This is a genomic window from Streptomyces tatrensis (assembly GCF_049310065.1).
Classification (GTDB): domain Bacteria; phylum Actinomycetota; class Actinomycetes; order Streptomycetales; family Streptomycetaceae; genus Streptomyces.
Window position 1 is genome coordinate 75,083 of record NZ_JBMDLB010000006.1, and the last position, 19,247, is coordinate 94,329.

A 19,247-nucleotide genomic window follows, 5' to 3' on the forward strand; every position below is an offset into this window, starting at 1 on the left:
CCGGAACAAGTGACCTGCGCCAGTACCGCTCAAGACCGTCGGCTCGTGCCTGGAATGCGCCGACGGAACCCCGGCCGACCCCAGCTCCTACTTCGCGCCCCCGGCTATGCACCGCCTGGCCGCCTGACCACCGAAGGGACCACAGACCCATGAGCGCCCTCCGTACCGCCCTCACCGAACCCGACCGCCCCAAGGACCTGCAGATCCGGTTCGCCACCCTCGGCGGCTCGTACGTCGACGTCACCGGCCCCGGCCCCAACTACGCCTCCGGCGTCCACCGCTGGAAGTGCCACGGCTGCGCCGACCACTCCGCCCTCCCCGAGGAGGATTACCTCCACCCGATCCGGGCCCGCGCCAACACCCACGCCGGTCTTTGCCGCGCCATCCCGCTGACGTGACCACCCGCCACCTGCGCGCCGCCCTGCTGCTCGTAGCTGCTCTACCCGCCGCTGTGAGCGTGGCCGCCGCCGTACTCAAGGCGAGCCACCTCAAGCTGTCCGCCGACCGGCACCGCATCGAACTCACCCCCCAGCCCTGGCCGGACTGCCCGCACTGCTACGGCGACGGTGGCTGGTGGGTGGGCGGAGCCTTCCCCGAGATGGAGGCGTGCGGCTGCTGGTCGCACCGCCGCGAGTTGATCATCCCGCTCCGGCCCGTCGCGCCCTGGCCGGACGATCCCTCGTTCTGAGCCACCGACACGCGTACCGCCTCACACCCGGCCGACGGCACACAACCCACCACGCACCGCCCCCGCTACATGCGGCCTCGACACGGGCCGGTGCGAGCCCTGTCTGCCTGTTCCACCCCGCCTTCCCGAGAAGAGGTACTTGTGCCCATCACCATGAACGCCCACCAGCTCGCCCGTCTCGTCGCCCGCACGATCGGCCACATCGGCGACGAGTACACCGAGCAGCTGCACGGCATCCGCCTGGAAGCCGACGACACGTTTCTCTACGCGATCGCCAGCGATCGCTACACGGTCGCCGCCGCCCGCTACCGCCACGGCGGCCTGGACGGCGAGTCGTTCGCCCGCACGATCCCGGCTGGCGCCCTGCCCTCTCTGCGCGAGTGGGCCAGTGCCCGGGCCGGGGAGTGCGAGATCACCGTGAGCGTGCTGCAGGATCGGGTGCGCTTCACGGCCCCTGACAGCGACCTCGGTATCGCTGTCAGCCTGGGCCTGAACTTCTTCAACTGGCGCAGCGCGTCATCGACCAGACCAGCGAGACCAGCGCCGTGTTCCCCGTCCTCGACACCCGCCTGCTGGACCGGTTCCGGGCCGTCGAGGACAAGCTCCGGATCCGCGTCACCGCCGACGAGCAGGCCGTGCTGATCGCCGGGGAGGACTTCCTCGGCATCCATATGCCCGTCCGCTCCCGCCACCACGGCATCACCACCGACGACCTGTCCTCCATCGACCAGGTCCGCGCCGCCTGGGAGGCCAGCCTGACCCCGGGCAACACGGGGACGCCCGAAGGCATCCCGGCACCAGCGAAGCGCTCCCCATGCGAGGTGACCACCGACGTTGCCGAGACCGCAGGTGAGCTCCTCAAGCAGACGCTGCGCAGCACCCACACCCTGCTCTGGGGCCCCGACCCCTCCTCTGAAGTCCACACCGCGCGCATCACCGCGGGCGTCAACGCGTGGACGGCCTACCGCTACTTGCAAGGCCTGCAGATCGCCGACCCGCAGCTGGCCGCCTCCGTCGTCGCCGACACGGCCGGGCAACTCGACAGCGGCGAGATCGGCGAGTTCGCCTGGGATGCAGCAGAGGCCGCCGGCCACGACCCGAACGCCTGGCAGGACGAGGTGGACAAGTACCTGGCGACGGCGCGGGAGAAGGTCGAAACCGACCAGCCCGCCACGACCTCCGTCTGACGAGGACCGGCCCGGGGGCCGCGCAGACCATAGCGCCGCCGCGGCCGCGGTGCCGGCTTCCTACACCAGCGATGTGCCCAGACACCTTCACCCCCGGCCGGAATCGGCCGGGGGTGAAGACGCTCACGAGGCGGCCGCAGCATCGGCTCAATGGCCGGCCGCCCCGCACACCCCACCCGAACATCCGAGATGAGGAGCACACCCAGCATGACCGATCGCCTCCGCGCCATCGAGGGCCTCGCCCTGGTCGCCGCCCTGACCGCCGTCTTCGACGGAGTCCACGGCCTCGGGGACCAGTTCGTGCAGAACAGCCACGATGCTTCGACCAAGGGCATGCACGGCTCCCACCTGGTCTACAAGAACGACGGAACCCCGGTCACCGAGGACCCGTGGCGGCACGGGGCCGAGGGCCGCACCTGCACCGCCAGCGCGTACGGCAGGCGTTCGGTCAGCCGGCACGTCGCCAGCTACTCCGCCGTGCAGCTCGCCTCCACCCTCGCCGTCACCCGCACCCTGGGCTACCGGATCCCCGCGGCCGCGCTCCTGACCGGCGCCGCGATCAACGCGATCACCCATGCCGTTCTGGACAGGCGCGAACCTCTCCTCTGGCTCGCCGAGAAGACCGGCAAGACCGGGTACGTCCAGCACGCCACCGTCGTCCGCAAGGCCGGTGGTAAAGGCACCGCCTACCCCGAGCCGGTGCAGGACGTGTCCGGTCCGGGCACGGCGCTGATGGAGCTGGACGAGGCGGCACACCGCGCGATCGGCGTGGCCGCCGCCCTGGTCACCGCCTTCATCGCCCTGCGCAAGAGCGACCGCCGGTGACTCCCGCCGGCCGCCGGCTGGGCCGGGTGCGCGCCTCGGCGGGCATCGCGAAGCTCGCCATCCAGCAGATCCAGGACGAGCTGGACTGCCCCGCCGACGCCGAGTTCCTCACCGAGACGCTGCGCGAACTCTTCGACGAACCCTTCCCGCAGGACGGCATCCTCGGCTCCCTCAACCAGCTGCTCACCCTCGCCGCACGAGCGGCCTCTCGGGCTGCCGCGCTCACACCCCCGGACGGCGAGGAGGCAGCGCGCGCACTTGAGGAGGCCGCGGCGTTCCTCACCGACTCCGCCGGGATGCGCCTGCACCTGGCCACCACCACCCTCGACCCGCAAGGAGAACGCCCGTGAAGACCACGTTCGAAGGCACCATGCAGCCGCTCGACACGACCATCCCCGAACCGGCGCTCATCGTCCTGATCGGGGCTGCGGGCAGCGGCAAGTCCGTCCTCGCGAGCAGCTGGCCGTCCACGCAGGTCCTGGAGCTCGACCATTTCAGGGCGATGATCTCGGACTGCGCCGGCGATCAGTCGGCCAGCCTGTCCGCGGCGAGCGTCATGCACGCCGTCCTCGAGGCCCGCCTCGCCCGCAAGCGCACCACGGTCATCGACGCCACCAACACCGAGGAGCACGTGAGGGCCGGCCTCCTCGGGGTCGCCCGCTCCTACGGCGTAGCCACCGTCGCCCTCCTGGTCTCCACCCCGTCCTCCGTGTGCGTGGCACGCCAGGCCGACCGCGCCCCGGCCCGCGCCGTGCCCGACGACGTCGTACGCCGCCAGCACGCCGAAGCCGTCGCCGCCTTCCCCGGCCTGCACTCCGAGGGCTTCGACCACGTCGTCTTCGCCAACAACATCCACCGCCTGGAGCCGCTGCTGCAGCGGGCCATCGACACCCGCCGCCAGGAGCTCGACCACCGCAGCGGGAGCCTGGGCGACCAGCTCCTGATCCACTCCTACTTCGGTCCCGAAGTCCTGGCGCTGTGGCAGTGGCGCGACGGATCACAGCTCGCAGACGGCGACCGCGTCGGCGACATCCGTCTCGGAGCGGACCAGCTGACCATCACCATGCGTACCGACGTTGACGGCGAGGGGCACGTCGACTTCGAGGTGCTGATGCCCTGCCCCGTCGACGAGGACTGCACAGCTCCGGCGTGGGCACCGGTCGGCTCAGCCTCCGAGCTCCTCACCGCGCACACCGGCGGCTGGGAACAGCACCGCGACACCTTCTGCACCGCCCACGGCGGCCCCCGCGCCGTCGACCCCGAGGACCACTACCGGGGCCGGGGCGACAACCCCGACAGTCGCGCCGACCTCGACGCGCAGCTCGCCGAAGCGGTCTTCGAATGAGCCGCGCCGCCGACGGACCGCACCCCCTCACCCCGGCGGAGCTTCCGGCCGGTGATGAGTGGCTGTATGGCTGCGACGAATGCAACCTGCCGGTCCAGGGCGGCGCCGCCGGCCTCGCCGCGCACCGCCGCACCGTGCACGACCCCCACCGGGACTACGGCGACCGCCGCACCCGCATCACGGTCGATCTCAACCTGTCCCTGTGACCCCGGCGGCCCACCCAGGGCCGCCCCCAAACACCTTTTGGAGGACCTCGTGACCCGTACCCCGAAGCATCCGATCTGGTACATGGCCACCCCGGCCGACGGCATCATCGAGCGCAGCCGCCGCTTATCCCCCGTTAGCCTCGCCGACTCCGTCGGCGACGTCATCGAGCACCCGACGCCGTGCCGCACCCAGTGGTACGACGAGACGCGCTTCTCCTACTTCCCCATGGTCAAGCGCGTCGGTGAGGCGCTGGAGGGTACGGAGATCTGGCCGGTCACCTGGCCCGTGAGGCTGTGGATCGTGGAGCCCCTCGGCGAGACCGGGAACTGGTCAGGGCGCTATTTCCCCTACCGGCTGCTCTCCCACCAGATCCGCGTACTGGGGGAGACCGACGCTTGGCAGGCACTCGGGACCCGCGGCCAGGAGGTCCTGGACGTCGTCGCCCGCCAGATCCCCCAGCTTGCCCCGCAGTGGGCCGCCGACTGGGACGCCGATCCCCGGCAGATGACTGAGCGGCGCGAGAACTGGCGGCTGGCCGGCGCCCCGAACACCACGAGCGGCATGAAGGCCGAGATTCTGGCCCACGACACCGCCCGCGCCCGTCGCGAGTCCACCGCCCAGCACTGGAACCGGCGCCTGGCAGCCAACGCCGCCGACCGCGCCCTCGCCGGAACCGGCACTAGCGCGGGCGCCGCCCAGTACGCCCGCAGCCGTGCCGCCGGCCTCGCCATGGCCACCCAGCACGAGGCCCGCTTCGACGCGTACGTCCTGGACGCCCTGCGCGGCGTGAGCCTCGACTCCCCCACCCCGGCATTGACGGCGAAACGATGACCAGCACACTTCCCGCCCAGCACACAGTCCTGGAGCGGTTCCCCGCCGGCCACCCCCGCGGCTCGTGGCCCGCCGACGAATACGCCGCCGCCCAGCGCACTCAGGGCACCGACGCCCACGTCGTCATGGACCTCGCCAGCGACCAGTTTCCTCGTCGTCACCAACGCCAACACCCACTAGCCCGACCAACCGAGAGGTGAGCATGACCGAGCCCGAGCCCGAGACCATCCGCTACACCGCCGACGTGGTCGCCCTGACCCCCGACGGCGACGTCCTGCTGATCGAGCGCGGCTGGCCGCCGCATGAGGGCGAATGGGCCCTCATGCGGCGGGCACGTTGACCGACAGGAGTCGAGCCGTGCCGCCGCTGTCCGGGAGCTGGCGGAGGAAACTGGTGTCCACGTCGACGCCGACAGCCTGCGTCAAGTCGGCGTGTGGGACGCGCCCGATCGCGACCCGCGCGGCCGGTACGTCACCGTCGCCTACATGGCCATCGTCCCCGCAGACACCCCGCTCATGGCCGGGGACGATGCCCGCGCCGCCCGCTGGTGGCCCCTGGAGGGCCTGCCGCCGCTGGCGTTCGACCACGCCGACATCCTGAACACGGCCGTGGCGCTCACCACCTCGAAGGAGACCGCGCGGTGAGCGTCATAGGGCAGGAAGCCGGGATCGATCACGGCAGCATGCGCGGCTACCGCCAGCACACCTACCGAAAGGTCCCCGCGACCGAGGCGTGCGGCTGCCTGGCAGCCGTCCGTGAGGCCCAGCGCACCAGCAAGCCGGTGCAGGAGCGCTCACAGAAGCAGCGGGAGTGGTACGGCGGGCAGTACGTCACCGCCGCGTCCGGCTCCCAGCCCGGACGCCGGATCCTGCCGCCGGGCGACTGCCCCGTCGACGGATGCGGCCAGGAGGTCGCGGGCCGCAGCGTGCAGCGCCGCGGCTGGGTCCGCATCCACGTCCAGGGTTCGACCATGCCCGCCCGCGCGTTCTGCTCCGGGTCCTGCGCCACGGTCGGGATCGCCCTGGCCGAACTGCGCATGAATACCCCCACCAGCGGCTGACCGCCACTGCGATCAGCGCCCCCGAAGCGGCCCGCCCCAGTGACGGGCCGCTTCACCCATGTCCGGCCCGTGGCGGCCGCCGGCCACGAGCCCGGCCGCCCCGGCTGCTACCCCTCAACTCGAGGAGACCTTCGTGACCGTCTTCACCGACACCGCCGCCACCAGCCCGGCCATCCACCGCGCCTACCTGCGCCGCGGCTTCACCCCGGGGCCACTCCATCCGCGCATCCTCATCCGGCCATCGCACCCGCCGCACCCGCCCAAGCCGTTCTGACACGGAGGCAGGGACAACTTCGCCATCTCGATAGGGTGCGGCTCTTCTCGAGTGAAGATCCGCCTTACGTCGTGAGGCTTGAGATGGGGCCTTGTCGTTTCCGGTGGTGCTGGCAAGGCGGCCGGCTCAAGGACTATCGGGGTGCCGATCTTCTAGACATCATCGAGTGCCACGGTCTGGAGGTAGAGGGGGAGGGAAACTGTGCGAGGGAACTGCGTGATATGTGCGCAGGAGTTCCAACCCGAGGGGACGCCGAGGTTCTGGCGGTGCCGGTGTGGGGTCTGGGACGCGAGCGGCGAGACGCTCCGGCTGGGGGATAGTGTCGCCGCGCTGCGGAAGCTCCAGCCTCTCCCGGCTCAGCCCCAGTCCCGGCCCGGCAAGACCTACCCGGCGCCGGTCCTGCCCCGGGTGCTCAGTCGGCGCGGTCTATCGACGGCTTCGGTGGAGTGCCCGTCGTGCAAGACGGGTCCCATCACGGTGTACCTGCACTACGTAGCCGGGCAATCGTGCCCGACCTGCGGGACGCTGCTCGCCCGTGATCGGAGGCTGTGGCGGCACGACTTCGGCAAGAGCGCGGACCAGGCCGACCAGCAGTACAACCTGTTGGTGGGGTGCTTCTGGTCGGTGGTCTTCGTGCTGGGCTTCCTGATGCTGATCGCCGCACTCAGGTAGTCCAACGTGCAGACGACGAGACGAAGATGCCCCTGCGGATATAGGTAGTTCCTTTGAAGGGAAGCGCTGATCGGGGCGGTGTTCGGAGCTTCTTGTCTCTACCGTGGTGATGGAGAAGGGCTGCGGTCGGCTCACGAACTCAACCGCCGGCGCACATGGTGAAGGAGGCAGCGGGCAACTACTGCCGAGGTACCTCTCCAGCCGAAATCGTGGTGGGCATGCAGCCCCCCCTCCTTGACGGGCTCGGCCCCGTCAGCGCTGTCATCAGCACCATCGGCTTCCGCCACGAAGGCGCCCACAACCTCGTCACGGACGGCCTGTACGTGGATCTCCGGCGAGCGCTGCGCAACCCCGCGGACGACCCCCGATGCGTTACCGCACCGGCCTGGACCCCGACGTCTACGCCCATGTCCTCGCCACCCCCGGCGCCCGCGCCCTCATCGCCCGTACCGCCGTGCAACTCCAGGCGCTCGCGGACGAGGTCGCGAGCCCGGACTCCAAGGCTGACCGTCAGTGGTTGCTGGCAGCATCACCGCTATGAGCGCCATGTTTACCACCCCGCCGCGGCCGTTCGACGTCACCGTGCTTTTCCCTCAACTGGTCCCGTTGGCGCGCACGGCGACCCGGCTGCACCCGCGGCCCGGGTCGCCGACCGTGCACGACAGCTCCGTCGGCGGGCCGCTCCTGTGGCCCGCCGACGAGCCGTGGCCGTACTGCGAAGAACCGCACGACAGGCATGCGGCGCTCAGGATCAACTCCCCGGACGACATCCGGCTCCAGCGCCGTGTCCTCGCCGCAGCGGCCGAGCGCCTTCACCTCGACCGCGAGGCACCCGAGCAGACCCCCGAGGAACAGGAGACCCTGGATCTGATCAGGGCGGGCCGCCCATGGTTCGACGGCCCGATCCCTCTCGTGCCCGTCGCCCAGCTGCACGCCCGCGACATCCCTTTCCCCTGCCCGCCCGACGCGGACCTGCTTCAAGTCCTGTGGTGCCCCTTCGATCACGAGATGGCACACCCGAAGACCGCCCTCTTCTGGCGGTCCTCCGCCACCATCACCGACGTCCTCGACGCCCCGCCCGAGCCGCCGATCGTCCAGGACGGCTGCTACCTCCCGGAGCCGTGCCTGTTCTCACCGGAGCAGGTCACCGACTACCCGCACCCCAGCGAGTTGAGCAAGGAGCTTCGGGAGCAGCTGGACGACGAGAGCAGCTGGGAGACGATCGACCCCGCGCAGTACAACGCGTACGCCTACGATCCGGGCGAGCTCTACCTGAACAACCTCTGCACCGCCCCCGGCTGGAAAACCGGCGGCTGGACCAGCTGGAGCCCCACCGACCCCGTCGACCGCGCCTGTCCGGAGTGCGGCACCGAGGCGGTCCCTCTCCTCACCATCGCCTCATGGGAATGGGACGGTGGCAGCGCGACCTGGATCGCAGAGGAGGACCGGCCGACCCCGGGCCCGCCGCCCCTGGGCGCCCGGGACGGCAACTTCACCTTGATCGACATCACCGGCGGCAACAACCTGCAGCTCCACGTCTGCCCGTCTTCCCCTCACCACCCCCACTTCGAACTGCTCCAGTGAGCTCGCGCGGAAGTCCTCCGCACCGACGCCTACGCCACAATCGACACCGCGATCGACTGTCCGGTAAGCCGCCTTGGCCAACTACCGGAGATCCAAACGACGTGCCCAAGCGGCCCCAACATCAATGTCACAACGAGCGGCCCCGTCACAGACGGGGCCGCTTTCGTGTCGAGGAGGCCTGAACCTTGATCGTTCTCTTAGTCCGGAAATGGGCATCCGGTCTCACCGAACTCCTTGCCCGCGAACTCCGCGCCCGCGGCCGCCAGGTCCACGTCGAACACCTCCACGTACACCTCCCCCGTGTCCTGAAGATGTCCGCCGGCACCCACCTCAACCTCCCCGAGCAGGAGACCTCCCGATGATCCGTCGCGTGTTCCGCCGCTGCGACGTCAGCAACCGCGAGAACTACAGCGACCCGTACGAGGCCGACGTCGCCGAGCTCTTGGCCGCCGCCATCGCGGAGGTGAGCGCATGACCAGCGCCCTGTACGAGATCGAACCCACCGGAGCCGCCGACGGAACGAGGCGCCCCGCAGAACAGATCTGGACCCCAGACGAGGACACCAAGAGGCACGGCTTCCTCACCCAGGGCGGCGTGCACATCACCGGCATTGGAGGATCGGCCGACGACGAGAGTCTCTTCCCGGCAGCCTTCGTCGCCCTCGGACACCAGCCCTGGGCCGCCGTCATCAAGGCCGCAGCCGCCTACATGGACCGCGTCCACGGCTGGCGAAACCTGCACCTCTACCCCGGCGACGACTCGGCAGAGCTCATCCCCCGCATCCCGCGAGCCGTCCACACCCACGCCGTGATCCTCAGCCACCCGCACCCCGACCACCCCTGCGCCTGCGCCTGCGAGTGGGAGAACACCTGGCGCCTGGTCTACGCCCCGCCCACCGAGCCCGGCGCCATCCCGATCACCGTCATGCGGCACCCGGCCGCCCAGACGACAGCCGCCGATTGCCGCCACCTAAGGCCCTGTCCCCGGCACAGCTGGTGTCCGTTGACAATGAAGTTAGTCGGGTGCGGTGTCCTGACCTGGGGCGACTAGGTTGGATGGCAAACGATCAGACCCGTCTTGGGCTTGTGCGAGGTGGTACCAGTCCTGGGTGGTCGCCCAGGACTGGTAGTCCCGGAAGATTCGGGCGAGGCCGTCCGGCTGCTCTCGTGTGGTGAAGAATTCCCCGATGAGTCGGTGGAGTGTGGTCACCGCCGCGGTGTCGGCGGGTGCGGAGAGCGGGTGAACCCAGCCTCCGGGGGTGAGGTGTCGGACGAGAACGGGCCAGGTCAGGTCATGTCCCTTGCCGAGCCGGACGACGAGCCATTCCTGAAATCCGGTGAGCATGCTCCACGAGCTGCCGGCGTCGAGGCCGAGCAGGAAGGCTGTCGTAGTGGCGTAAGAGCCGTCGAGTCCGTGTCGTGCGGGGTCGCGGCGGATTGCGGTCAGCAGCGCCTGGTAGTGCTTGATCACGTTGCCGTAGAAGGGCAGTTGAGCGGCCGCAAGGAAGTCTCCTGAAGGCTGGCCGGGCTGCCGGGCCAGGGTGTCCGTGCTCCAATGGGGATGGCTGGCCAGGTAGCGGTGGACGGTGGCGTAGGCGGAAGTGACACCGTGTTCGTCCAGCAGCTTCTCCCAGATCACCCTCATGGTGGGGAAACAGCCGGCGTGGGCGGCGGCGTACTCGTCGAGGATGGCGTCGATTGTGGGGCCGATGCGTCCCTTGGCCGGGCCCATGGTGGGAGGCCGTTTCTTTCGGGGTGGAGGCGTGGGCGAGTTCAGGGCCTGGCGGACGGTGGCGGGGCTGACGCGGTGGCGTCTCGCCAGATGTGAGACGGGCAGCCGTTCGACTTCGGCGTCTCGGCGGATCGCCGCGAAGAGCGCGGGTTTGTCCGCGGCCTTCGTGAAGCTGCGCTTGGGCTTCTTGGGATTCGCGGGCTTCTGACGCACCAGATCGGACAGAGCTCGTTCCAGAACGTCTTGCTGTCGTCCGGTGAGAGCGGCGAGCCGGTCAGGTCGTGGACGCTTCCCGGGCCCGTAGTCAGGCGGTCCGGCAAGATAACTAAGCAGGTAGCTGGGCTTGAGATGGTTCGCGAGGGCCAGGCGGCGGACGTAGGAGTCAACGGACTCTTCAGACCGCGGGCGAACACGAACGGGAAGCGGAACCAGATGTTCGACGAGGTGAGGGCGAACGGATGGATCGGTGCCTTCACCGAGTCGCGGTGAGGCCTGGATGGGAAGCCGTGCGGGTGCGCCGGTCACCTGGGGGCCTTCCTGGCCGGCTTCTTCTGGGTCTCCGCCGCGTGGTCCAGCGGGATCGCGGCGAGTCCTTCCTTGGTGACGCACTCGGTGCCGCTCAGGATCGCGTCGATCGCGGCGCCCCGGATGGCGTGGGAGAGCGCTCCGATCATCCCGGCGGTCCGATCGTGGAGGTAGCGGTCCAGCTTGACCAAGGTTCCCGGCGGGTGGTCGTGCAGGAGCAAGGTCTCCTCCATGGTCGCCACCAGTCCCTTCCACTCGGCGCCGTAGGGGAAGGGGCGGGTGGGGACGAGGGTGAACCGGCCCGAGATCTGAGCGCCCCGGGTGCCGGCCAGGAGTTCACTGGTCTCCAGGCCGATGCCCGCGTAGACGAACGTGGCGGGGATGCGCTCGGAGAAGTACTTCAAGGTGTCGGAGACCTCGCCCCCTGCCCGGGTGACCTGCGAAACGTTGTGGATTTCATCGACCAGCACGAGGCCGGTGCGGGTATCGGTGCAGACGCCGACCACGGCCTCGATGATGTCCGTCATGTTCGACCGGGGCCGGACCGGCAGGCCCAGGAAGCGGGCGAACTCGGCTGCGACCATGCGGGCGGTCGCGGCGGGCGGGACCGTGATGTAGAGGACGGGAATGCGGTCGGCGACGTTCGGGTGGCGGGCCCGGTCGAGGAGTTCGTGGGCGCGTCCGAGCTGGGTGATGGCGCTGGTCTTGCCCGTTCCGGGAAGCCCGGAGACCATCAGGCCGCGGCGGGCGCTGATCGCGTGGCGGTTGAGCAGGACCAGGCGGCGGCCGCAGACCACGGTCTTCTCGACGAACGAGGTCGCGACCACGAGCATTCGGGCGTGGTGGTCGAGCCGGTCTTCGTCGTAGAGATCCCGTTCGCTCGTGGACAGCCGCTTCAGATCGCCTGGCGGCAAAAGAACCGGGGGCGCCGGCGGGCCTTCGATCGACTTCCGCCATCCGTCCAGGGTGGTCAGCTGCCGGTTGGCCTCGGCGTCCGCCTCGCCCAGCGCGGGGTGGCGGGCTGTCGGCTCGGAGATGGTCACGTGCGCCTCCAGGGGTTGGCGAGCGGGTTGAACAGGCCCAGAGGGATGACCTTGGCCACGTCGGTGTCCGCCTCCTCGTCGTGCGCGGGCTCGGAGGCGGGCAGGTCAGGGATCGGCCGGTCGGTGGCGGTGGCCCGGGTGCGGGCAGCGACCCGCCGGTCGCGCCGTGAGCGTCTGGCCGAGCGGCCCTTCTCCTCAAGTGGGCCGTTGTGGGCCCGCCGCAGCAAGGCGGCGGCAGCATCGGCGATCTGTTCCTCGGTCCCGTCCGGAACTTGCTCGCGGGCGTGGTCCCAAGCCATCTCACCGAACGGGACGCCGACGCGGTGCAAGTGCTTCCAGAACACCGTGATCCACTGATCTGCCTCTCCGCGGCGGTCGCGTACCCAGACCCGGGAGACGTCGTAAGGGTCGTAGTGGATCTCCCACAACCCCTTCTTCTCCACCACCCCGGAGTGCTGCCGGCGCAACGGGGCCAGTTCGCGACCGTCGTAGGTCCGGTGGTTGATCCGGATGCCGTAGGAGTTGACCGCCTGCCAGCGTTCGGGCAGCAACTCGACGTAGTCCTCGCCGCTGAGCGGGGCCGGAACGTAGCCGCACGATTCCAGCAGCGTCGCGTACTTCTCGTTCGGTGAGAACGCCCGCTTCGGCGAATCCGGGTCCCGCAGTGCATCGTGCGGCCGGTTCTGCCAGACGGCGACGATCCACTCGTCCAGCAAGCTCTGCAGCTCCGGCAGCGACCACAGAGGACCGTTCTCCAGGCCCCGGCCGCGGCGATCCACCGACCGGCCGGTGTAGCCCGCTACGAACTGTGCGAACAGCGTGGCCACTGAGCCCAGTGTTTTCTCGATCGTGCCCTTCTCGAAGGGAGACGCTTTGTGAGTCGGCTGAAGACTGATGCCCAAGTAGCGGCAGGACGCACGGAAGTTGTTCGAGATGAAGACCTTGCCGTGGTCGCAGACGATCGTGTCCGGCACGATCACCGGCCTCGCAGCCGCGTGCTCCAGCCGCTCGTCCAAGCCCAGCAGCCGCCGGTGCGGCAGAACCGACCTCGACATCCGAAGGGCTTCTGACCAGCCCGGACGCATCAGCTCAGGAGTGACACTCCGGGCCAGGAGAGCAGAAGCATCAGCCGCTTTCGTCGTCGGCCGCAGCACCGCAGCGGGAAGGGACCTGGTCGCCAGGTCGACCATTCCTGTCAGTTCGACCTTCTCGGCGATCCCCTCGTCCAACCGCACCAGGACATCCAGCGGCGTGGAGTCGATCTGCATCCACTCGCCCGGCGCGCAGGCCGGCACTTCCCCGAATGGCCCGGCCGGACGCGCATTCACAGAACGGCGGGTGGTCGCCGAGCCCGTCGCATGGGTGCCGATGGCCATCTTGTCGAACAGCCGGTAGAGCGTGCGCTGTGAGGGCACCTCGATGTCCGCCGCGTCCTCACGGGCCGCCAGGATCTGCGTCGCCCGCCAGACCACGAAGCCGATCGTCTTCGACGATGCCTCGGCCGTCTCGGCGATCGCCTGTTGCATTGCCTCGGTCACCGCCGGGGCAACCCTGCCGAAGGCCGGCATCCGTTTGGCCGACCGGCCGTCGGCCAGTCCGACCAGACCGTCGCGCTGGTAACGCTGGCGCCGCTGCTTGATGCCGCTGGCCGTCATCGCGTGTCCGGCCGCCGTCAGCTCGGCCGCCTTGGCCCGCTCGCGCTGGGCCAGCGAGTTCACCCTCGGGTCGAACTCCGGCCGTGGGGCAGTCCCTTCGGGAGCATCAGGAGGCAATCCGTCCAGGACCTCAAGAATGTGGTTCTCCCACCAGCGAGCCTGTCCGGCAGCCGTCTCAGGAAACTCCGCGATCCTGGCCGTCGGAGGAACCCGCCGCCCCTTCCCCGTCACCGGACACCTCCACTCACCAGGCGCACGATCGTGGACGGGCCAAGCAACTCCACCGTCATCTCCTCCGCGGTCAGCTCCTGGAGCCAAAGCAGATGGAACAGCGCGGGCAGCGTCGCGAGGCGGTCGCCGGCTGCATCCGCGCCAGCCATCAACGGGCACGGGGCCGCGAAGACCTCCCGGAGCCGGTCCGCAATCGGGCTGTTCAAGCACCTGGGATGCCTGTAGCGCGACAGCCACCGGACATTCGCCGACAGCACCTTCTCCGGCACTCCGACCCGCTCAAAGCCCCAGCCGGCCTGATCACAGGCCAGACGGGTCACCTCGAACGCCTCAGCGTCCTTCGGCTCGATCCGGTCGTCCGCGCGAACATCAACGACCACCGCCGAGCCGTCCACCCGACGCACGAAGTAGTCCGGAGCGTGCCGACGCTCCCGCTTGCCGTCGTACCAGTGCAGCCAGAACGGCTGCGAGGCGATCCCCGCCACCGTGGAATCGAAGTCCATCAGCAGGAGCCGGTCCCGTTCCAGCCACGACTCGAACCCCACATGCTGCCCGGTCGTAGCCGCCCAGTACCAGCCAGGGAAGTGACGCTCACCTCGCGACCAGCGAAAGCGCCGCACCGGAGCGATGTCCTCGAAGCGGGCCGTCACACAGTCCAGCAGCGGACGCCTCAACCGCTCGCGTACGGCGCCCACGTACGACAGCTCGACACGTGCTTCTGCAGACTCCACCCCAACCGGTTCAGCCACCCAGCACCCCCAGCCCGTCACCCGGTACGACTAGGTTCGCTGGCAAAGAAGCCGAAACGACTGGGTTCGCTGTCAAACGCCTCGATTGGATGACAACGGACAGCTGGGGACAGGGCCTCTTTGCGTTCCCGGTGTCTCGTCTCACCGAACCGAGTCGACTGCGATCCATCTCAGGGAATCCAGTCGCCGCTGGCCGGAGGGCCAGAGTCCCCGGGGAGCAGCCGTCTCAGCGAAGTTGGTCGCCGCTGGTCAGCCGCGGGAACGACTGAGTTCGTTGAGAACGGACAGCCGAAAGAATCGAGGTGAGGCCGCATGAGCGGGCCTGAGTGATAACGCCGTTATCAGCAAACCTTGATCATCTTGGGTAAACAGGTGGGAATCTCGCGCGCATTGTGCGAGTCGGAGACCCCGAGGCGCCCTGTGAGTTAGTAAGGTGCCTTCATGGTCACCCAAAGCCCCTCCGGAGACAGAGAGAAAGTTGTCTCCAAGTTGCCAGTCGAGCTACGCCAGGACCTGAAGGTACGAGCAGCCGAACTCGGAGTGGACATCCAGGACGCTGTCACCGAAGGCATCGACGCCTGGCGCAGCTCCCCAGGAGTGCACGAAGTCATCGACACGGCAGGGTCCGTGACGTTCTCGACCTGGCTGCTTCCAGGCCAGTGGGAGGACCTCAAGGCGGCCTGCGGCGAGCGCGGCATTCCCTTCGTGCAAGGTCTCGCGCAGGCGGTCGGCCTGTGGCTGGAGACGCATCCCTCCCCCAAGTACAGGCCCGTCACAGGGATCCCCCGCCGCATTGTGGTGTGCAACCAGAAAGGCGGCGTGGGTAAGACCGCCATCTCCGCTGGCGTCGGCGAGGCCCTGGCAGAGGGCGAGACCTACGTAACCTCGGCCAAGAACACCGAGGCGCTCCTGGAGGAGTTTCGAGGCAAGGGTCTGCGCGTCCTGCTGGTCGATTACGACCCCCAGGGTCACCTCACCAAGCAGCTTGGCCTGCAGAGCCTTCCCGCCAAGGGGCCGAGCCTGGCCAAGTTCATGGCCGGCCAGATCAAGGACGCCTCGATCAGGGACCTCGTAGTCGTTGTCGAAGACGACCGATATGGAGACCGGCTCCACGTCTTGCCTTCCTGCCCGGACGCCTTCCTCCTCGACATCATGATCGCGATGGACCGCAACAGGCAGGCAACTCTGGAGCGTGCCCTTGAGCCCTTGGAGAAGGACTACGACGTCATCCTCGTCGACTCTCCCCCCAGCCTCGGAGTAGGCATGGACGCCGCGATCTACTACGGGCGGCGCCGCGAAGGCGAAGCCAAGAACCAGTCCGGCGTAATGATCATCGTGCAGGCCGAAGACTCGTCAGCGGACGCCTACGAGCTGCTGATAGAGCAGATCGAATCCGGCAAGACGGACTGGCGCATCGACGTCGAGTACCTCGGCCTCGTCGTCAACATGTACGACGCGCGCGACGGCTACGTCGTCACGTCCTCGCTCAGAGAGTGGGAGTCCCTCGGCGACCCCCGCGTCCTCGCCAAGGTCGCGCGCCTCAAGGAACAGCGCGAGGCCGTCAGGAACAAGACGCCCCTCCTGTCCTACGCACCGGAGTGCGACCAAGCCATGACCATGCGCAAGATCGTCCGGGAGATCACGTGAGCACCCGCCAGTCCGCCGCAGACCGTGTTGGGAGCTCCAGCTCCTTCGGCCGGGCGGCCCTCGCCCGCAGTACCCGAGGACAGCTCATCGCAGCCGCCACAGGCGAAGCCCAAGACGAGAACGTCACCGAACTCAGCCTCGACCGCATCAGCCCGAACCCCGACAACCCCCGTGACACCCTGGGAGACATCGAGGGACTGGCCTCCAGCCTCGCCGAGATCGGACTCGTCCAAGCGATCACGGTCGCCACCGTCGAGGCATACCTGAATGAGCGACCCGGCCGCGAAAACGAACTCGCAGACGGAGCTCAGTACGTCGTCATCGACGGTCACCGACGCCTCGCAGCCGCCCGTGAAGCAGGCATCGACTCCATCCGCATTACCGTTAACGACGCTCTGGCGGCCACCGACGAGAAGCTGCTCGAAGCCGCCTTCGTCGCCAACGCCCAGCGCGAGAACCTGACCGACCTGGAGGAGGCCAATGCCCTCAGCCAGCTTGTGAAGCTCTACGGATCACAGCACAAGGCGGCCAAGCGGCTGGGAGTGACACAGCCATACATCTCCCAACGCCTCTCGCTCCTGGCGCTCGCCCCTGACCTTCAGGCAGATCTCGAAGCCGGCCGACGCAAGGTCGAACACGTCCGCGGCCTGGCCAAGCTCACGCCAGAAGAGCAGCGGGCGACAGCCGACGAACGAGCACATGCCCCGCAACCGCGGCGCCGGAGCTCCGTGCCGACGCAGCAATCAGCCCCTGCAACTGATAACGCCGTTATCAGCGCACCCTCCACAGCTGCACAGCAAGACGACGTCAGCGTGGCCCCGCAGCCGACTGATAACGCCGTTATCACCTCAGAGGCCGAGCATCAGAGCGCGGCGCCCCCGTCGACTGATAACGCCGTTATCAGTGTGGAGGACCCGCCGACCCGGCTGGCGGACGTTCGGACGCTTCCCCATATGCCCTGGCACGACGGCAACGCCGTCATGGACATCGCCCTCGCGACTCTGGATGAAGAGCAGCGGACTCGATTCCTGCATCGCTATGTCGAGCGCAGCGGAAGCAAGGAAGCGCTGGTCGCCGACCTCGCGCGTAGCCTCCCCAAGGAGGGTCGCCTCCAACTTGCCTCGATCCTCGCTGCGGTGGCAGCCGACCTACGCACCATCTGATCGATACCCGGGTGTGCGTGAGCACACCTCCCGAAGAGGCCGGACTCAGTCGAGAGTCCGGCCTCTCTTCGTCTGGATGGATCCGTGCTCCATGGGGGAGTTGTAGAGCGCACGGACAGCCGGGCAAGGGGAGGGGACAGAGCATGGGAACAGGACTGGTGCTGGTGATGGTCTTAGCCGTCCTGGCCGCAGGGGGAGTGACGGGAACGCTGGTGCGCGCCGGGCGCCGCGAAGCCGAAGCGGAGAAGGTCCGGCTTGCAGCACAGGCACGGGTCCAGGCCGTTCGCTCGATGGAGCCGGTCTGGTGTATGGGGGACCGCGAGTTCGAGGAGTACATCGCCGATCTATGCCGGCGGGACGGCTGCACCGAAGTCCGCCGGGTAGGCGGCGCCAACGACCTTGGCGCTGACGTGATCGGGCGCCTCCCGGACGGCCGGAAAATCGTGGTGCAGTGCAAGCGCTACGCCAAGCACCGCACCGTGGGAAGCCCGGATCTCCAGAAGTTCAACGGCACCGTCCGCGACGAGCACGGAGCGGATGTCCCGCTCTTCGTCGCCTCCTGCAAGTTCACCAAGCAGGCCCGCGGCTTCGCCGCCCGTCACAGCCTCGTGCTCTTCGACGTCGACCTGCTGGGCTTCTGGAACAGCGGCACGCCCCTGACCGCGCTCCTCGACCTGGACATCGGTCGATCCGGCACCAACCGCAAACTCCGGCCCGACCACGACCGACAGGAGCACACCCGTGCCAGACGCCGAGCCGCTCCTCCACGCATGGCAGATTGATGAACGGGAGTACCGGCGCCAGGAAGAACGACGGGGCCGCCGGTACGCGTACACGCACCTCGATCCCGCCCGTACCGCTCTGGTGGTCATCGACATGGTGCCGTTCTTCGTCGACGCCAACCCCTACACCCGCGGCATCGTCCCGAACATCCAGCACCTCGCCCAGAGCCTCCGGTCGGCTGGAGGCACGGTCGCCTGGGTCCTTCCTGCCCGCACTGACCGCACGCCAGTCGGCGACGAATTCCACGGACCTGAAGCAGCCGAGATGTTCCGCAACTCCGGCGGCACCGGCCCCCTACGAGACCGGCTGTGGCACGGTCTCACCGTCGGTAGGGACGACCTCCTGGTGGAGAAGTCGACGCCCAGCGCGTTCTTCCCCGGCCACTCCCCGCTGCCTGAGCTGCTCCAGGATCGCGGGATCAACACCGTACTGATCACCGGCACCGTCACGAACGTCTGCTGCGAATCCTCAGCCCGCGACGCCTCGGCGCTCGGCTACCGGGTCATCATGGTCGCCGACGCCAACTCCACCGGCCGCGACCAGGACCACAACGCCACCCTGTACACGGTCTACCGGTCCTTCGGAGACGTCCGGCCCACCTCGGAAGTCCTCGCACTGATTGATGGTGCCGTGAGCGCCTGACGGTCGGCCCCGTACGTCAGGGGCCGGTGAGGATGGAGTGGGAGCCGATGCGGCGCCAGATCACGTGCGGGGTGCCAGGGCGGCGCTCGGGTCCGTACGCCCAGGTGGCGCGTCCCGTGCGCGCAGCATTCGCACGGCACTGTCAGGCGTCGCCGTAATTGTCCCGCATCGCCTTCGCCCACTGCTCGGGCCGGTCCGTCTGGCAGCCGGGGCATCGTCGCCTGGTGATGCGCTCGGCGGTGGGGAAGTCGGACTGTGCGGAGCGCACCTGGAGCACGTCTAGGAGCAGCCGTTGGTGGCAGAGGGGGCAGGGCTGTCCGTACCTGGTGATGTTCATGGCGGGAGGGGTGCACACACTGGCGGCCTACCGTCTCGGGCTGCGGCCGCGGTCCGCCTGGCGGGCGC

26 protein-coding genes and 1 pseudogene are annotated in these 19,247 nt (G+C 68.8%); 22 read left to right on the plus strand and 5 right to left on the minus strand.

Going from position 1 to position 19,247, the window contains the following annotated elements:
• Window positions 1-149: 149 nt before the first annotated feature.
• The 18 genes and pseudogenes from ACODT5_RS03500 to ACODT5_RS03585 all read left to right on the plus strand — a co-directional run bounded on the left by ACODT5_RS03500 (window position 150) and on the right by ACODT5_RS03585 (window position 9,723).
• Window positions 150-398 carry a hypothetical protein gene (locus ACODT5_RS03500; protein ID WP_422517697.1) on the plus strand — a complete coding sequence of 83 codons (249 nt, stop codon included), beginning with the start codon at window positions 150-152 and terminating at the stop codon, window positions 396-398.
• A complete protein-coding gene (locus ACODT5_RS03505; RefSeq protein WP_422517698.1) occupies window positions 395-688 on the plus strand; it encodes a hypothetical protein in 294 nt (97 codons plus the stop codon). Before ACODT5_RS03500 ends, ACODT5_RS03505 begins: the two co-directional genes overlap by 4 nt.
• 141 nt (window positions 689-829) lie before the next feature.
• The gene (locus ACODT5_RS03510) at window positions 830-1,330 is read left to right on the plus strand and encodes a hypothetical protein (protein ID WP_422517699.1); all 501 of its coding nucleotides are present in this window, start codon (window positions 830-832) and stop codon (window positions 1,328-1,330) included.
• Complete coding sequence (locus tag ACODT5_RS03515) at window positions 1,234-1,875, plus strand: hypothetical protein (RefSeq protein WP_422517700.1); 642 nt, start codon at window positions 1,234-1,236, stop codon at window positions 1,873-1,875. Before ACODT5_RS03510 ends, ACODT5_RS03515 begins: the two co-directional genes overlap by 97 nt.
• Window positions 1,876-2,082: 207 nt before the next feature.
• Window positions 2,083-2,700 carry a hypothetical protein gene (locus ACODT5_RS03520; RefSeq protein ID WP_422517701.1) on the plus strand — a complete coding sequence of 206 codons (618 nt, stop codon included), beginning with the start codon at window positions 2,083-2,085 and terminating at the stop codon, window positions 2,698-2,700.
• Complete coding sequence (locus ACODT5_RS03525) at window positions 2,697-3,050, plus strand: hypothetical protein (protein WP_422517702.1); 354 nt, start codon at window positions 2,697-2,699, stop codon at window positions 3,048-3,050. Before ACODT5_RS03520 ends, ACODT5_RS03525 begins: the two co-directional genes overlap by 4 nt.
• A complete protein-coding gene (locus ACODT5_RS03530; protein WP_422517703.1) occupies window positions 3,047-4,045 on the plus strand; it encodes an AAA family ATPase in 999 nt (332 codons plus the stop codon). The genes ACODT5_RS03525 and ACODT5_RS03530 overlap by 4 nt, the downstream gene beginning before the upstream one ends.
• On the plus strand, window positions 4,042-4,251 hold the full coding sequence (locus ACODT5_RS03535) for a hypothetical protein (RefSeq protein ID WP_422517704.1): 210 nt from the start codon (window positions 4,042-4,044) through the stop codon (window positions 4,249-4,251). The genes ACODT5_RS03530 and ACODT5_RS03535 overlap by 4 nt, the downstream gene beginning before the upstream one ends.
• A gap of 49 nt (window positions 4,252-4,300) precedes the next feature.
• Entirely contained in the window at window positions 4,301-5,083 is a 783-nt protein-coding gene (locus tag ACODT5_RS03540; RefSeq protein ID WP_422517705.1) for a hypothetical protein, read from the plus strand.
• A complete protein-coding gene (locus ACODT5_RS03545) occupies window positions 5,080-5,283 on the plus strand; it encodes a hypothetical protein (protein ID WP_422517706.1) in 204 nt (67 codons plus the stop codon). The genes ACODT5_RS03540 and ACODT5_RS03545 overlap by 4 nt, the downstream gene beginning before the upstream one ends.
• A 2-nt stretch (window positions 5,284-5,285) precedes the next feature.
• Window positions 5,286-5,727, plus strand: a pseudogene (locus ACODT5_RS03550) (NUDIX domain-containing protein).
• Window positions 5,724-6,143, plus strand: coding sequence for a hypothetical protein (locus tag ACODT5_RS03555; protein ID WP_422517707.1), 420 nt, complete (start codon window positions 5,724-5,726; stop codon window positions 6,141-6,143). Before ACODT5_RS03550 ends, ACODT5_RS03555 begins: the two are co-directional and overlap by 4 nt.
• 133 nt (window positions 6,144-6,276) lie before the next feature.
• The gene (locus tag ACODT5_RS03560) at window positions 6,277-6,417 is read left to right on the plus strand and encodes a hypothetical protein (protein WP_422517708.1); all 141 of its coding nucleotides are present in this window, start codon (window positions 6,277-6,279) and stop codon (window positions 6,415-6,417) included.
• Window positions 6,418-6,858: 441 nt separating this feature from the next.
• On the plus strand, window positions 6,859-7,089 hold the full coding sequence (locus ACODT5_RS03565) for a hypothetical protein (RefSeq protein WP_422517709.1): 231 nt from the start codon (window positions 6,859-6,861) through the stop codon (window positions 7,087-7,089).
• Window positions 7,090-7,456: 367 nt separating this feature from the next.
• Window positions 7,457-7,630, plus strand: coding sequence for a hypothetical protein (locus ACODT5_RS03570; RefSeq protein ID WP_422517710.1), 174 nt, complete (start codon window positions 7,457-7,459; stop codon window positions 7,628-7,630).
• Window positions 7,627-8,673 (plus strand): hypothetical protein, encoded by a 1,047-nt coding sequence (locus ACODT5_RS03575; RefSeq protein WP_422517711.1) that lies wholly within the window; start codon window positions 7,627-7,629, stop codon window positions 8,671-8,673. The genes ACODT5_RS03570 and ACODT5_RS03575 overlap by 4 nt, the downstream gene beginning before the upstream one ends.
• Window positions 8,674-8,858: 185 nt before the next feature.
• On the plus strand, window positions 8,859-9,035 hold the full coding sequence (locus ACODT5_RS03580) for a hypothetical protein (protein ID WP_422517712.1): 177 nt from the start codon (window positions 8,859-8,861) through the stop codon (window positions 9,033-9,035).
• A 109-nt stretch (window positions 9,036-9,144) separates the two neighbouring features.
• The gene (locus ACODT5_RS03585) at window positions 9,145-9,723 is read left to right on the plus strand and encodes a hypothetical protein (RefSeq protein WP_422517713.1); all 579 of its coding nucleotides are present in this window, start codon (window positions 9,145-9,147) and stop codon (window positions 9,721-9,723) included.
• On the opposite strand, the gene ACODT5_RS03590 is transcribed toward ACODT5_RS03585, so the two are convergent.
• The 4 genes from ACODT5_RS03590 to ACODT5_RS03605 form a co-directional block, all read right to left on the minus strand.
• The gene (locus ACODT5_RS03590; protein WP_422517714.1) at window positions 9,688-10,617 is read right to left on the minus strand and encodes a hypothetical protein; all 930 of its coding nucleotides are present in this window, start codon (window positions 10,615-10,617) and stop codon (window positions 9,688-9,690) included. The genes ACODT5_RS03585 and ACODT5_RS03590 overlap by 36 nt on opposite strands.
• A 308-nt stretch (window positions 10,618-10,925) precedes the next feature.
• Window positions 10,926-11,972 (minus strand): ATP-binding protein, encoded by a 1,047-nt coding sequence (locus ACODT5_RS03595; protein WP_422517715.1) that lies wholly within the window; start codon window positions 11,970-11,972, stop codon window positions 10,926-10,928.
• Window positions 11,969-13,498 (minus strand): Mu transposase C-terminal domain-containing protein, encoded by a 1,530-nt coding sequence (locus ACODT5_RS03600; protein WP_422517743.1) that lies wholly within the window; start codon window positions 13,496-13,498, stop codon window positions 11,969-11,971. The genes ACODT5_RS03595 and ACODT5_RS03600 overlap by 4 nt, the downstream gene beginning before the upstream one ends.
• 356 nt (window positions 13,499-13,854) lie before the next feature.
• On the minus strand, window positions 13,855-14,607 hold the full coding sequence (locus tag ACODT5_RS03605; RefSeq protein ID WP_422517716.1) for a TnsA-like heteromeric transposase endonuclease subunit: 753 nt from the start codon (window positions 14,605-14,607) through the stop codon (window positions 13,855-13,857).
• Between the two features lie 441 nt (window positions 14,608-15,048).
• Between ACODT5_RS03605 and ACODT5_RS03610 the strand changes: the two genes are divergently transcribed.
• The 4 genes from ACODT5_RS03610 (at window position 15,049) to ACODT5_RS03625 (ending at window position 18,842) form a co-directional block, all read left to right on the plus strand.
• On the plus strand, window positions 15,049-16,254 hold the full coding sequence (locus ACODT5_RS03610) for a ParA family protein (RefSeq protein WP_422517717.1): 1,206 nt from the start codon (window positions 15,049-15,051) through the stop codon (window positions 16,252-16,254).
• Window positions 16,251-17,417: a ParB/RepB/Spo0J family partition protein gene (locus ACODT5_RS03615; RefSeq protein ID WP_422517718.1), complete on the plus strand. Its 1,167-nt coding sequence runs from the start codon at window positions 16,251-16,253 to the stop codon at window positions 17,415-17,417. The genes ACODT5_RS03610 and ACODT5_RS03615 overlap by 4 nt, the downstream gene beginning before the upstream one ends.
• Window positions 17,418-17,560: 143 nt before the next feature.
• Window positions 17,561-18,199, plus strand: a complete 639-nt coding sequence (locus tag ACODT5_RS03620; protein WP_422517719.1) for a restriction endonuclease — start codon at window positions 17,561-17,563, stop codon at window positions 18,197-18,199.
• The gene (locus tag ACODT5_RS03625) at window positions 18,159-18,842 is read left to right on the plus strand and encodes an isochorismatase family protein (RefSeq protein WP_422517720.1); all 684 of its coding nucleotides are present in this window, start codon (window positions 18,159-18,161) and stop codon (window positions 18,840-18,842) included. The genes ACODT5_RS03620 and ACODT5_RS03625 overlap by 41 nt, the downstream gene beginning before the upstream one ends.
• 142 nt (window positions 18,843-18,984) lie before the next feature.
• Here the strand turns inward: ACODT5_RS03625 and ACODT5_RS03630 are convergent, their stop codons facing one another.
• The gene (locus ACODT5_RS03630) at window positions 18,985-19,179 is read right to left on the minus strand and encodes a hypothetical protein (RefSeq protein WP_422517721.1); all 195 of its coding nucleotides are present in this window, start codon (window positions 19,177-19,179) and stop codon (window positions 18,985-18,987) included.
• Between the last annotated feature and the right edge of the window lie 68 nt (window positions 19,180-19,247).